We start from the raw sequence: 9,532 nt of genomic DNA, 5'->3' as shown, positions 1-9,532 counted from the left end.
CCCCGGTCCCGCCCCGCCGGCGGTGGCGGCCGCGACGACGACGACGGCCGCGAGGAGGGCGAGGACGCCACCCGGACGGGTCGGCTGCGCCACGTGTCGAGTCACGCGACCCCCTCCCTCGCGCGGAGGAGTTCGGGTCCGAGCGGGTCCGACGGCGACCAGTCCACGACGCGGACGCCCGCGCTCCGGAGGCGGCGGATTCGCGCCGTCCGTTCCACCGTCGCCAGTCGTCCGCCCCGCGTCGCCGTCGTCGTCACGTCCGGGCAGACGACGGTGACGGCCGTCCCGGCGCCCTCCAGTCGGAGCGCGAACGAGGTCACCGCCTCGTCCGAGAGCGGCGAGAACAGGACCACCTGCGTCCCGGGCGAGAGCCGTCGCCGCAACTGATCCAGTTGGCCGTCCGCCTCCCAGTCGGTCCCGGGCGACGGCGGGAGCGTCGAGAACGCGGGGTGACTCCCCACGCGCCGGCGCGCCCGGGCGAGGTGGTCGTCGCCGGCCCCCGGCGGGAGCCAACACGGCTCCCGTCCGACCGCCGCGAGGCCGACCGGATTCCGGCTGTCGGCCAGCGAAGTCAGGAGTTGCGACAGACCCTCGCGTCCGCAGGCGACGGCGTTCGGTTCGTCCTCGCCGGCCGCGCGGTAGGCCGACGCCCGGGCGTCGAGGCAGAGCACCACCGAGGCGAGACGCTCCTCGCGGAACTCGACGGTGGTCAGTTCGCCCGTCTTCGCGCGCCGCTTCCAGTCGATGCGGGAGAGTGGGTCGCCCGTTCGGTACTCGCGGGTCTGGTGGAACTCGGTTCCGCTCCCGCCCTCGTCCGTCGGGACGGTTCCGCTCCCGCGCCGGGTCTGCCGACGCAGGGGTACCTCGGGCACCGACGCGGCGCACTCGACGGCGGTGTCGGCCCGGACCGTCGTCTCAACCTCCGTCGCGCCGGTCACGTCGCGCGCGAGGACCGTCGCCGGGTCGAACTGGTGGCGGCCGTGTTCGGCGCGGACGGCGTACGTGAACTCCGTCGTCCCACCGGGCCGGAGCGTCGCGGCGTGTCGCGGCGTCCCCGAACTCACGGTGAGCATCGGCGGGACGCCGTCCACGAGGCGGACGTCGGTCAGCGTCTCGCCGCCGACGTTGCGGACGCGGACGGTCACGTCGACGTCGTCGCCGGCCGCGGGGTCGGTTGGTTCGACCGACCGCTCCAGTTCCAGTTCGACCGACGGCGCGGACGACAGCCACGGATAGGCCGCGTAGCCGACGCCGACGGAACCGAGGAGGAGGACGAGCGAATCCTGCACGAGGAGACCGGCCGCGCAGGCGAACAGGGCGACGGCGACGACGCCGCGCCACCGCCGCGTCCGGCGAACGGTCGTCATCGCTCGCCCCCGTCGACGCCCTCGCGCCGGCAGAGTTCGTCCACCGCGCGCTTCGCGCCGCGTTCGAACCGCGACCCCGCGGAGAGCGTCCCGAGGAGCCGTCTCGTGGCCGGGACGCGGACGCCGTCGGAGAGGAAGGCGGCCGCCGCCGCGTCGTCGGTCCACGACCCGGCGGTCACGCGCGCCTGCGCCTCCTCGCGGGAACAGCCGTCACGGTGCATCACCGACCGGACGGCCGCCCGGCGGACCCGTTCGCGGACGGCGTCTCGCTCTTCGGCGTCGCCGCGGAACGGGAGTCGCGACTCGCCTTCGACCGTCCGGTCGAACGCGACGCCGGGGTGCGGCGCGTCCTGCACCGTCTCGGGGTTCGGCGGCGTCGCCTGGTCGACGCCCCCGACGCCGCGCAGGCCGAGGACGGCGACGACGACGAGGAGGGAGACGGCGGCGACGCCCGCCGCGAGGAAGTAGTCGTTGCCGGCGGCCGCGACGAGTGCGGCGGCGTCGGGTCCGCTGCCGGGTTCGCCCCCCGCGACGAGGGCGATGGCGGCGGCGAGGCCGAGGACGCCGACGACCGCGACGGCGACACGTCCGCGCCGGCTCATCGGTCGCCCCTCCCCGGGTCGACGCCCGCGAGGTCCAACTGCGACAGTCCGCGCTCCATCCGGCGTCGCCGCGCCGCCGTCACCTCGCCGCCGCCGTATCTGACCTCCTCGAACACGCGCCGGAGGCGTTCGACGCCGTCGGGGTCGAGGCCGCTCTCCACCGCCGCCGCGGCGCACTCCGCGGTCGTCCGCCGCCACGGGTCGTCCACGTCGGCGGCCGCGAGTACCGACACCCACGCGCGTTCGACGGCGTTCCGCGGTTCGGGTTCGCGCGGCGCGGCGGCCCCCTCGCGCTCTGTGGCCGGCGTGGTGAGGAGTCGGACGATTCGGTCGCGGTGGCGGAAGAGAAGCACGGCCGCCGCGGCGAGGACGCCGAGGACGACGAGGGAGGGCAGCCACGTTGCGAGGAGGTCGAGTAGCTCGTCCAGCAGGCTCTCGTCCGTCGAGGTGCCGCCACTCCCGCCGTCGGACGAGACTCGCTCGCGCCCGACGACCGGTCGCCGTCCGACGGGTCCGCCCGCTGGTCGCGTCGCTCTCCGTCGGCCGGCCTCGACTGCTGACGGTTCGCCTCGCCCGCACCGGGGTTCGCGCGTGGCTCGCCGCCACCCTCGCCGGCGGCGGGCCGATTGCGCTCCGCTCCCTCGTCCGACTGGGTCATCGCGCGCTTCAGTTTCCCGGCGTCGTCGGGGCTGATGGGGACGGTTTCGTAGTCGAGGTCGACCGCTTCGTCGGGCGTCGTCTCGAACGTCGTTTCGAGCGTCGTCGAGGCGACGCCGACCGCAGCGATACAGGAGCAGACGACGAGGACAGTGGTGACTGTGTGCAGTTTCATCGTTCGGGGTGCCGGCCGGCCGGCCGACTGTACCGCGGCGGCGGACAGTCGCCGTGGCCCGGAGCCCGCCCCGCGGTTCGCGTCTGCCGTTCCCGACGCGCGGCCCGGATAAGGCGCTTGTGACGTTTGCAGCTGAAACGCGGCGGTTAGTGAGCCGTTAGGCGTGAAACCGTCTGAAACGGTGCGGGACGCGCCGAGGGGAGTGTCCGCCGCCGTCGCTCGAACCACGGCGAACGGCGGCGCGGTTCGCCCCGAACTGACACGTCCGACTTTTTATCCCCGCGCTCGTCGCCCCGTGTATGAGTGTCCGCGACGCGGCCGTCGAGGCGTACCGAGAGGCGCTCCCGGCGCTCGTCGCCAGCCTCGTCGGCGGGCTTGTCGCGGGTGTCATCCTCGGCGGCATGCGCGCGGAACTGCGCGACGTGCCGGGTCTGCTCGTCCTCGTCCCCGCCCTCCTCGCCACCCGCGGGAACGTCTACGGCTCCCTCGGCGCGCGCATCGCCACCGCGCTCCACCAGGGGCTCATCGAACCCCGCGTCACGGCCGGTGACCGACGCCTGCGCGCCGCCGCCGCGGCCGCCCTCGGTAACGGGCTCCTCGCGTCCACGTTCGCCGCCGTCGCCGTCTTCGTCGTCCTCTCGGCCCTCGGGAGTCGGGTCGCGCCGCTCCCGGTCCTCGTCGGCGTCGCCGTCCTCGCGGGACTGCTCTCGGGCGTCGTCCTCGTCGCCGTCGTCGTCACCGTCGTCTTCGCGGGCTACCGCCGCGGGCGCAACCCCGACACGCTGGTCGGCCCCATCGTGACGACGACGGGCGACGTGTTCGGCGTGCTCTTCCTCCTCGTCGCCGTCCGCACCGTGCTCGCCATCGGGGGGGTGCTCTGAGTGCCCACCGAGTGGACCGTCCGCGCCATCACGCGGGCGATGCTCCCCATCCTCCTCCTCCTCACCCTCGTGGAACTCGGCAGCGGACTCGTCCTCGGCAGTTTCGAGGCGGAACTGCTGGAGTATCCGACGCTGCTCGCCCTCGTCCCGGTCACCATCGGGACGGCCGGCAACCTCGGAAGTATCCTCGCCGCCCGCCTCTCCACCGCGTTCCACCTCGGGACGCTTTCGTTCGACCCGACCGACGAGGAACTCGTGGGGAACGCCGCCGCCACCGTCGCCCTCTCGGTCACCGTCTTCCCCGTCGTCGGCGCGGGCGCGTGGGGGCGTCACCGGCCTCCTCGGCGGGACGAAACTACCGCTGCGGACCGTCCTCGCGGTGTCGCTCGCCTCCGGCGTCGTCCTCGCCGTCCTCGCCGTCGCCGTCACGCTGGCGGCGACGTACGCCGCCTACCGGTTCGAACTCGACCCCGACGACGTGGTCATCCCGCTCGTGACGAACTCCTGCGACGTGCTCGGCGTGGTGGTGCTGTTCGCGTCGGTGCAGGTGTTCGTCTGACCCCGCGCCGTTCGACGCGTCAACCGACGCCGATTAGGTCCGTCAGTCCTCACCCTCACTCGTGCAGTCGGTCGACTCTCTCGCGACGCTGTGGCCCGTCTTCGTCGAGGTGCTCCCCCGCGTCGCCCGCATCGCCGTCCTCGTCGCCGTCGGCGTCTTCGTCGCCAACCTCGCCGTCGGGTTCGGTCTCGTCGAGTACGTCGCCGGCCTCTCGAAGTACCTCACCCGGCCGGCGAACCTCCCGGACGAGGTGGGGACGGCCATCCTCACCACCGCCGCCTCCACGACGGCGGGGTACGGCATGCTCGCGGAGTTCCGCGAGTCGGGGCGACTGGACGACGCCGCCACCCTCGTCGCCGTCACCATCAACACGTTCTTCGGCTTCGTCCAGCACATCTTCACGTTCTACGCGCCCGTCCTCATCCCCATCCTCGGCCTCCGCGTCGGCCTCATGTACGTCGGCGCGCGGGCGGCCATCTCGCTCGGCATCACGCTCACCGGCGTCCTCGCCGGCGCGGTGTTGCTCTCCGATGCGAACGTGAGTGGGCGAAGCAACTCCGACGCCGCCGGTGACGCGGAGAACACGTTCGAACCCGACGGTGGCGAGACGGACGACGGCGCCGCGACCGGTCCCGCGGCGTTCGACGACGGCCCGGAGACGACGCGCGGCGTCGTCCGCGAGGCGGGCGAGAAGACGTGGCCGAAACTGAAGCGCCTCGTCCCCCGCCTCGCCGTCGTCTACTTCCTCGTCACCGCCCTCGTGGAGACGAACGCGGCCGTGTGGCTGCTCGAACGGACGACGGGCGTCCAGACGGTCACGGAGGTGACCGGGTCGATGACGGCCCTGCTCGGACTCCCGGGTGCGGCCGTCCCCGTCGTCGCGGTGTTCGCCTTCGACACCACCGTCGGCGCGGCGACCATCGCACCTCTCATTGGCGAGACGTTCACGCCGCGGACGGCGGTGGCGACGATGCTCGTCGGCGGCATCGTCTCGTTCGCCGTCTCGACGTTCAAGCGCTCCATCCCGTTCCAGTACGGCATCTGGGGGGCGCGCTTCGGGTCGAAAGTCGTCGCCGTCAACACCGCGCTGAAGGTGCTGTTCATCTCGCTCGCGTTGGTCGTGTTGCTCGCGCCGTGAGACGGCCCGCACCGTGAGACTGCCGCCACGTGACTCCGCGTCGCTGTCGCTCGCGACGCCGCGTACGCCCCGAAGCCGGGGGCGGCTCTTTGTCCGTCCCGGCCGTATCGAGACCTATGACGGACCAGCGACGGTGCCCCGATTGCGGTGTCGACATGGAGCGGATGGACGTCCAGACGACCGACGGCTTCAAACTCCACCTCGTGACGAACGAACCGAAGCGGGGGCTACTCGGCGGCATCGGGATGAAAGAGACGCTCGCGCCGTCGGTGTACGTCTGTCCGGAGTGCGGACTCGTCCGCCTCTACGCGGACCGTGACGAGACGGACTGAGACTCCGCCGCGCTACTCCCGTTCGTCGGGCTGAACCGGTTTCCCGTCCTCCGTCGGCGGCGCGACGTGGTCGACGAACGCCTCGACGCCCGGGCTGTCGACGGTGACGTGCACTTCGATGTCGCCGAGTTCGTCGGGGTTGCCGACGGCGAAGTTGACGACGCCCTTGAACGCCGCCTGCTTCTTCAGCGCGAACGAGAAGCCGTCCTCGTCGGCGCGCTTGGTGAACTCCCGGCGTGCGGTGTCGAGGATGGCCTGCTCGTGGAGTTTCTCGGAGAACTGTTCGAGCGAGTGCGTCTCGCCGACGATTCGGCCCGCCTCGCGCTCGAACTCCACGTTCGGGAAGATGTTGCGCACGGCGTCTTCGACCCTGTCCGTCACCTCCGTGTCGCGCACCGGGACGACGATGCGCGCTTCGGCGCTGTATATCATGCGTTGCCCTCCGCTTCGCGTTCGGTCTCCGGGTCGTCGGACTCGACGGCGTCGGGACCCTCCCGCAGGAGCGTCCGGATTCGCTCGCGGAACCGTTCGAGCGACTCCGTGTTCTCGACGACGACGTCCGCGCGGTCCATCACCTCGCCCATGCCGAAGCCGAGTTCGCGCTCCTCCCGTTCGCGCAACGCCTCGCGGTCCACGTCGCTGTCGTCGCGGCCGCGGTCCGACAGGCGTTCCGCGCGCAGGTCGAACGGGGCTTCGATGCTGACGAGGACGAACTCGTCGCCGTAGGCCTCCTCGAAGCGGTCGAGTTCGTACTCCGAGCGGAGGCCGTCCACCAGCACCACGTCGCTCGTCTCCAACTCCGTCTCGATGAGGGGGAGCGACCGCGCGGCGATGGCGTCCAGTCCCTCCTCCTCGCGGAGCGCTTTGGCTATCTCGCGTGGTGCTCCGCGGGGTCGAGGCCGCGCGACCGACACTCGGCGCGAATCACGTCGCCCATGGTCACGACCGGGACCCCCGCGTCCCGCGCGACGTCCGCGGCTTCGCCCTTCCCGCTTCCGGGGAGCCCGACGGTTCCGATGACCTTCATCGTCGCTCGCTTCTCGTCTGCCGGACTTAGGAGTGCCGTTCCACCTCTTTACTTCGTCCGGCGCGCCGAAAGCGCACCACTCCTCGTAACAATCTGGACCACGGGCGGTGAATCGAGAGCGATGGTTGCGAGGCTACTCGCTGACGTCGGTCTTTATCACCGTCGCTGCCCGCGTGGTCAACCGGAGGACCCGATCGGTGACGCTCCCGAGAAGGGCCCGGTACTCTGCGGGTCGGCGCTTCGTCCCGAGCACCAACAGGTCGACGTCGCTCTCGTCAGCGTACGTCACGATCTGTTCGGCGGGCTGGCCGTGCCGTAGAGCTTCGACGACTTCGACGCCGTGCTCGGCTGCTCTGGTACGGATATCCTCTATCGCGTCTTCACCCAGTTCTTCCAAGCCGTGCTCCGGACCTTCGGCTTCGTCGACGTACTCGTCACCACTATACGACGTCACCACGTCCTCGTCGACGACGTAGAGCACGTGCAGTACGGCGTCGTGAGCTGCAGCTAATTCGATCGCGTGCGATTCGGCCTCCGCAGAGGCAATCGTTCCGTCGGTCGAGAGCAAGATTCGGTCGTACATTCGGCGGCATTTCGACGACGAAGGAGATAAAACCAGTTCTGGCTCTTACCGTCTGAGGAATGCGTCCAGAAGACGGGTACGTCATCGGACCTGCTCGTCCGGGTTTCGTTCGTTTGGCTGGTTTCAAACGGAGGGGAACGGGGGTCGGACGGATGTGTGCGCATCCTCTCGGAGCGTTCGAGCAGGGCCTGACCGACCGCCGGGCCCCGGTGGCTTCGACCCGACCCGGCGCGTTCGTTGCCGCACCGACATCCCAACCACTGGGACCGACTCGCCCCCCGTCTCTTGCAAGACGGCGAAACCGTCGTCTCCGTCTGGTAGGACTCGTAGCGGTCGGTTCCCACCTGCACGTAGCGAATCTCGCCGTCTCGTTCCAGTTCTTTTCGACGAGGAGATATGGTGCTCCTGACTGCCGGAACTCTCTTCTCTACTCGCCGCTCTGTCCGACGACGCTTTACTCTCCGAGCGACTCGTTCCGCGTATGAGCGACCGTTCCCTCCTGGTCCGTGCGCTGTGGTTCGTGTTCGTCGGCTGGTGGGCGACGCCCATCGTCGTCAACGCCGCGTGGGCGCTGAACGCCACTATCGTCCTCCTCCCACTCGGTATCAAACTCATCAACCTCGTCCCGACGGTACTCTCGCTGAAGGAACCGCGCTCGCTGTCGGCGCCCGACTCCGGCCGCGGTCAGCGCTCCCTGCTCGTCCGCGCCGTCTACTTCGTGTTCGTCGGCTGGTGGCTCAGCTTCCTGTGGGCGAACGCCGCCGCGATACTGGCCGTCACCGTCGTCGGCCTGCCCGTCGCCTACTGGATGTTCAACCGTCTGCCGTTCGTCACGTCGCTGTACCGATTCGACGGCTGACGGGCCGAACCCACATCGCTTTTGAACTGCCGGGAAGTGAGTGCAATCGAGGGCGCGTAGCTCAGTTGGACAGAGCGTCGGACTTCTAATCCGATGGTCGCGGGTTCGAATCCCGTCGCGCTCGTTTTTCGCCGAGCGAAGCGAGCGTGAAAACGACTACCGGCGGGATTCGAATCAGAGAGCGAACGGAGTGAGCGACCGTGGTTCGAATCCCGTCGCGCTCGTTCGGCCTTCGGAAGAACTTCGTTCTTCCGTGCTCCCGTTCGCTCCGCTCACGGGAACTTCGGCCTCACTCGCGCGACGACCCCCCCACTCGCTTCGCTCGCGGGGATTCCGTGAACTCCGTTCACGACGTGCAGCGCCGCACGCTGCACTCCCGTCGCGCTCTTATTGACTTCCGCCCAGCGACAGCGAGGTGTGGCGGCACGTTCCACCGCGCCGTCGGTACCGTTCGCCGTCGTCACCGTCCGCGAAGTTCGAGCGCGCGTCCGCAGTCCGGGCACTCCTCGTCCACGATGCTCACCGGCGTGTCGCAGTCCGGACAGAACTCTCGGTAGCAGGCGGGGTCGCCCATACCGCCGTCTACGCGCCCCCGCCTGTTGTACGTTGTCGCCGGTGAGCCCCGGTTCACTCGTCGGCCACGTCGGCCGTCTCGCGGAGCCAGTCCTGACCGAACTGCGCGCCGTAGAGGCGGGCGTACGTCCCGCGCCGCCGGACCAACGCCGCGTGCGTCCCCGTCTCGACGACGCCCCCGTCGGCGACGACGTAGATTCGGTCCGCGTCGTCGACGGTGGACGGCCGGTCCGTGACGACGACGAGTCGGCGGCGGCGCGCGAGGGCGGCGTACCGTTCCCGTTCGTCCTTCGGTCGCCCGTCGCTCCCGAGAGCGTTCCTGAGGACGCCGTCGGTGTCGAGGAGGCGGTGCGCGACGGCGGTCAGGGCGGCACCGTCCGTCGCGGTTCCGACGACGGCGACGAACGATTCGTCCGCGGCGGGCGGTTCGAGGCGTCGGAGCGTCGGTACCGCGCCGGACCTCCTCGCGTCCGTCGCCGACTCGCCGGCGTGCGGGTTCATGGCACGGCTGTACGCCGCATCCGGTGATAAGTAGTCACGCCGATACCCGGCACGACATTCGTTTCGGTGGGACTAACCCCGCGTTTCGGACGGAACGGTCATCCTCTCGCCGCCGATGCGGACGAACGTCCGATTCGGCAGTCGGGGAGTCAGGTCCGCCGTCGGCGCAGGCGTCCGGTAGTCGGTGCGTACCGCGAGACGCGTCGCTGTCGGGCGCGGCGTCGAAAGAATGTCGGGTTCGGCGTGAAGCCGACGGTTGCGCGACGATTCAGACGGGG

Annotated in this window: 10 protein-coding genes, 1 tRNA gene and 2 pseudogenes; 6 read left to right on the top strand and 7 right to left on the bottom strand. The window is 70.4% G+C overall.

The window, feature by feature from the left end:
* Window positions 1-101: 101 nt before the first annotated feature.
* Genes GJ632_RS15330 through GJ632_RS22270 form a run of 3 tightly spaced genes read right to left on the bottom strand, consistent with a single transcriptional unit; the run spans window position 102 to window position 2,322 of the window.
* Entirely contained in the window at window positions 102-1,367 is a 1,266-nt protein-coding gene (locus tag GJ632_RS15330) for a DUF58 domain-containing protein (protein WP_191453408.1), read from the bottom strand.
* The gene (locus GJ632_RS15325; RefSeq protein ID WP_191453407.1) at window positions 1,364-1,969 is read right to left on the bottom strand and encodes a hypothetical protein; all 606 of its coding nucleotides are present in this window, start codon (window positions 1,967-1,969) and stop codon (window positions 1,364-1,366) included. The genes GJ632_RS15330 and GJ632_RS15325 overlap by 4 nt, the downstream gene beginning before the upstream one ends.
* On the bottom strand, window positions 1,966-2,322 hold the full coding sequence (locus GJ632_RS22270) for a DUF4129 domain-containing protein (protein WP_197428027.1): 357 nt from the start codon (window positions 2,320-2,322) through the stop codon (window positions 1,966-1,968). Before GJ632_RS22270 ends, GJ632_RS15325 begins: the two co-directional genes overlap by 4 nt.
* A 778-nt stretch (window positions 2,323-3,100) precedes the next feature.
* Here GJ632_RS22270 and GJ632_RS15315 point away from each other — a divergent pair.
* The 4 genes and pseudogenes from GJ632_RS15315 (at window position 3,101) to GJ632_RS15300 (ending at window position 5,711) form a co-directional block, all read left to right on the top strand.
* A complete protein-coding gene (locus GJ632_RS15315; protein WP_191453405.1) occupies window positions 3,101-3,682 on the top strand; it encodes a magnesium transporter in 582 nt (193 codons plus the stop codon).
* A pseudogene (locus GJ632_RS15310) lies at window positions 3,683-4,241 on the top strand (magnesium transporter).
* A gap of 61 nt (window positions 4,242-4,302) precedes the next feature.
* Window positions 4,303-5,379 carry a nucleoside recognition protein gene (locus GJ632_RS15305; protein WP_343161207.1) on the top strand — a complete coding sequence of 359 codons (1,077 nt, stop codon included), beginning with the start codon at window positions 4,303-4,305 and terminating at the stop codon, window positions 5,377-5,379.
* Between the two features lie 116 nt (window positions 5,380-5,495).
* Entirely contained in the window at window positions 5,496-5,711 is a 216-nt protein-coding gene (locus GJ632_RS15300) for a hypothetical protein (RefSeq protein ID WP_191453404.1), read from the top strand.
* A 12-nt stretch (window positions 5,712-5,723) separates the two neighbouring features.
* On the opposite strand, the gene GJ632_RS15295 is transcribed toward GJ632_RS15300, so the two are convergent.
* The 3 genes and pseudogenes from GJ632_RS15295 to GJ632_RS15285 all read right to left on the bottom strand — a co-directional run bounded on the left by GJ632_RS15295 (window position 5,724) and on the right by GJ632_RS15285 (window position 7,321).
* Window positions 5,724-6,143, bottom strand: a complete 420-nt coding sequence (locus tag GJ632_RS15295; RefSeq protein WP_089803930.1) for an RNA-binding domain-containing protein — start codon at window positions 6,141-6,143, stop codon at window positions 5,724-5,726.
* A pseudogene (locus tag GJ632_RS15290) lies at window positions 6,140-6,738 on the bottom strand (AAA family ATPase). Before GJ632_RS15290 ends, GJ632_RS15295 begins: the two are co-directional and overlap by 4 nt.
* A gap of 133 nt (window positions 6,739-6,871) precedes the next feature.
* The gene (locus GJ632_RS15285; protein WP_191453403.1) at window positions 6,872-7,321 is read right to left on the bottom strand and encodes a universal stress protein; all 450 of its coding nucleotides are present in this window, start codon (window positions 7,319-7,321) and stop codon (window positions 6,872-6,874) included.
* A gap of 481 nt (window positions 7,322-7,802) precedes the next feature.
* On the opposite strand from GJ632_RS15285, the gene GJ632_RS15280 reads away from it, so the two are divergent.
* A complete protein-coding gene (locus GJ632_RS15280; RefSeq protein WP_089803933.1) occupies window positions 7,803-8,180 on the top strand; it encodes a YccF domain-containing protein in 378 nt (125 codons plus the stop codon).
* Window positions 8,181-8,230: 50 nt separating this feature from the next.
* Window positions 8,231-8,304: transfer RNA gene (locus GJ632_RS15275), tRNA-Arg, on the top strand.
* A gap of 503 nt (window positions 8,305-8,807) precedes the next feature.
* Here the strand turns inward: GJ632_RS15275 and GJ632_RS15270 are convergent.
* Window positions 8,808-9,254 carry a hypothetical protein gene (locus GJ632_RS15270; protein ID WP_191453402.1) on the bottom strand — a complete coding sequence of 149 codons (447 nt, stop codon included), beginning with the start codon at window positions 9,252-9,254 and terminating at the stop codon, window positions 8,808-8,810.
* Window positions 9,255-9,532 lie beyond the last annotated feature (278 nt).

It is taken from the genome of Halogeometricum sp. CBA1124 (assembly GCF_009741955.1).
In the GTDB taxonomy this organism is placed as follows: Archaea; Halobacteriota; Halobacteria; order Halobacteriales; family Haloferacaceae; genus Halogeometricum; species Halogeometricum rufum.
This window is presented reverse-complemented; position numbering and strand designations above follow the sequence as displayed.

What these genes read in the sequence shown, in the direction of transcription:
- GJ632_RS15295 (WP_089803930.1), bottom strand. Translation starts at nt 6,143, where the DNA reads ATGATATACAGCGCCGAAGCGCGCATCGTCGTCCCGGTGCGCGACACG.
- GJ632_RS15315 (WP_191453405.1), top strand. Translation starts at nt 3,101, where the DNA reads ATGAGTGTCCGCGACGCGGCCGTCGAGGCGTACCGAGAGGCGCTCCCG.
- GJ632_RS15325 (WP_191453407.1), bottom strand. Translation starts at nt 1,969, where the DNA reads ATGAGCCGGCGCGGACGTGTCGCCGTCGCGGTCGTCGGCGTCCTCGGC.
- GJ632_RS15280 (WP_089803933.1), top strand. Translation starts at nt 7,803, where the DNA reads ATGAGCGACCGTTCCCTCCTGGTCCGTGCGCTGTGGTTCGTGTTCGTC.
- GJ632_RS15330 (WP_191453408.1), bottom strand. Translation starts at nt 1,367, where the DNA reads ATGACGACCGTTCGCCGGACGCGGCGGTGGCGCGGCGTCGTCGCCGTC.
- GJ632_RS15285 (WP_191453403.1), bottom strand. Translation starts at nt 7,321, where the DNA reads ATGTACGACCGAATCTTGCTCTCGACCGACGGAACGATTGCCTCTGCG.
- GJ632_RS15270 (WP_191453402.1), bottom strand. Translation starts at nt 9,254, where the DNA reads ATGAACCCGCACGCCGGCGAGTCGGCGACGGACGCGAGGAGGTCCGGC.
- GJ632_RS15300 (WP_191453404.1), top strand. Translation starts at nt 5,496, where the DNA reads ATGACGGACCAGCGACGGTGCCCCGATTGCGGTGTCGACATGGAGCGG.